This is a genomic window from Pseudomonas sp. NPDC087598, assembly GCF_044743525.1.
Classification (GTDB): domain Bacteria; phylum Pseudomonadota; class Gammaproteobacteria; order Pseudomonadales; family Pseudomonadaceae; genus Aquipseudomonas.
Map to the genome: position 1 here is coordinate 1 of NZ_JBIUWQ010000016.1, position 2,159 is coordinate 2,159.

Genomic DNA, 2,159 nt, shown 5'->3' on the forward strand with positions numbered 1-2,159 from the left:
ACCAAACTTCAGCATTTCCATCGTGAAACTCCTAATGAACCCCAGTGTGTTAAGTAAAACGTGTAGCGCCCGCTCACTTCAGGTAAGGGGACCAGGACGGTTCTCTGACTTCGCCTTGAGCGGTAGGAAGCGGGAGCCTAACGCGTCCATTAATGGACACGAGCATCAAGACTCCCCGGCCCTGCTGGCGGGTGGCGTAGATTACCATGGTGCCGTTGGGCGCAACAGTGGGTGACTCGTCCAGAGTGCTATCAGTGAGGATCTTTACACTACCTCGCTGCAAATCCTGGGCCGCCACCTTGAAATTGGTGAAACCATCCTGGCGATGGATCATCACCAGAGTCTTTTCATCAGCCGACAGTTTCGGGTTGGCGTTGTAGTTACCAATGAAGGTCACACGCTCGGCACCGCCGCCACTGGCGCTGGTTTTGTAGATCTGTGGCTTGCCGCCACGGTCGGACGTGAAGTAGATGGTCGAGCCATCCTTGCCCCAGTACGGTTCGGTGTTGATGCCAGGACCCGCAGTTACACGGGTGATCTGACGCGACGCCAGGTTCATCACGTAGATGTCCGGGTTACCGTCCTTCGACAATACAAATGCCAGGCGATCGCCATTCGGCGACCAGGCTGGCGCGCCGTTCAGGCCTTCGAAGTTGGTGATCTGCTCACGGCGACCGGTGTCGATGTTCTGCATGAAGATACGCGGACGCTTCTGCTCGAACGACACGTAGGCAATGCGCTTGCCATCCGGTGCAAAACGCGGCGACAGGATCGGCTCGCGCGATTGCAGCAGAGTCACGGCGCGGGCACCGTCGTAGTCCGAACGCTGCAGGGTGTAACGGGTGTTCTTCTCGGAGAAGCGTTCAGCCGTCACATACAGCAGGCGAGTCGAAAAGGCACCTTCGATACCGGTCAGCTTCTGGAACGACTGGTCGGAGATGAAGTGCGCCATATCGCGCAGTTGCTCGGTGGTACCGGAAACACTGCCGTCTGCCACTTTCTGTTCGGTGGCCACGTTGAACAGTGCCCACTGCACCTGCAAGCGACCGCCGGCTGGAGCAATGCTGCCGACCATCATGTACTGAGCACCTACCGCCTTCCAGTCACGGAAGATGATTTCGCTCGGCTGGCTTGGCTGGCTGATCATGTTTTGCTTTGGAATCGGCGAGTAGTAGCCCGAGTTACGCAAATCGTTACCAATGATTTCAGCCATGTCGTCCGGAAGGACAGCACCGCCCTGCATACCGAACGGTACAACGGCGATCGGAGTAGCCCGATCGCTGCCGCTGGTGACCAGAATGTTCTTTTCATCAGCCATCGCGATCCCTGCCATGCAGCAGATCACGACCAGCATTCCTCGAAGAAGGTTTCTCACAAGGCTAAGTCCTCAGGTGTGAATGTCATCTTGAATGAACGATATGGAGCGAAATCGCTCGCCTTCATTCCCTGCATTTCTGTCAAACGTCCAATATTTTTGACCGCCGCCACTGCCGAAGCATCGAACGGACCGTCGCCACTGGATTTGGACACGCTGACCGAAGTCACCGTACCGTCCGGCAACATGCCGATTTGCAGCACGACCGTCATGCCTTTGCGTGCCGAAGGTGGACGAGCCCAACCTTCCGCTGCCCGCGCACGAATCAGGTCATCGAAACTGCCCGCGACTTCGTCACCCTGCTCATCAGCCAAGGCCTGCTGGCGCTGCGGCGTGTCGGAAAGCAGATCGGCCAAGGCCTGAGCCTTTTTGTCTTCGGTCGATTTACGTGCTGCATCCTGCGCTTTCTTCTTCGCAGCATCGGCAGCAGCTTTCTTCTTCGCTTCGTCGGCGATTTTCTTCTTCGCCTCTTCAGCTTCAGCTTTCTTCTTGGCGTCTTCGGCGGCTTTCTTCTTCGCGTCTTCGACGATTTTCTTCTTGGCTTCTTCAGCGGCTTCTTTTTTGGCTTCTTCCTTAGCCTCTTCTTCAGCCTTCTTCTTGGCTATATCAGCCAATTGTTTCTCTTCTGCCTTCTTGGCCTCGGCTTTCTTCGCGTCGTCGGCTTTCTTGGCATCATCAGCCTTCTTCGCCTCGTCCGCTTTCTTAGCCTCGTCGGCCTTCTTGGCTTCCTCGGCCTTTTGAGCCGCTTCTTCTTTCTTTTGTTCCGCAGCTTTCACCGCTTCCT

The 2,159-nt window shown here is 56.2% G+C and carries 2 protein-coding genes; both read right to left on the reverse strand.

Annotated features, from left to right (window positions below):
* Positions 1–73: 73 nt before the first annotated feature.
* Positions 74–1,354, reverse strand: a complete 1,281-nt coding sequence (gene tolB, locus ACIOWE_RS11510) for a Tol-Pal system beta propeller repeat protein TolB (RefSeq protein WP_172828178.1) — start codon at positions 1,352–1,354, stop codon at positions 74–76.
* 17 nt (positions 1,355–1,371) lie between these two features.
* Positions 1,372–2,159: cell envelope integrity protein TolA (gene tolA, locus ACIOWE_RS11515; RefSeq protein WP_401391109.1), on the reverse strand; the 788-nt coding region annotated here is incomplete at its 5' end.